At 48.4% G+C, this 252-nt stretch carries 1 protein-coding gene; it reads left to right on the forward strand.

Annotation, left to right across the window (positions count from 1 at the left end):
- Positions 1-46 precede the first annotated feature (46 nt).
- On the forward strand, positions 47-252 hold a 206-nt coding region (locus ACN0IC_RS15715; protein WP_416879687.1), incomplete at its 3' end, for a hypothetical protein.

Below are 252 nucleotides of genomic sequence, written 5' to 3' on the forward strand. Positions count from 1 at the left end.
TCCAACTCTCAATATACGAGAGAAACGTTGGTTGCATGCCCACCTCTTGGCCAACCCGGATTCTTTTTTCCCGGGCAGCCTCCGGAAGGTGAAAAACACCGAGACCATAGTTGAGGACTTGGCTAGTCAGTGGGATGCCAGCTATATGTCCACCCAAGTTAAAGCCTGGAAAAAAGCCTACTTTCTCCCTGAAATTGATCTCGCCTGGATATCTCATAGCCACCAAAGACAATTGGTTTGGCTACTCAACGA

Source organism: Litorimonas sp. (genome assembly GCA_029936425.1).
Taxonomy (GTDB): Bacteria; Pseudomonadota; Alphaproteobacteria; order Caulobacterales; family Maricaulaceae; genus Litorimonas.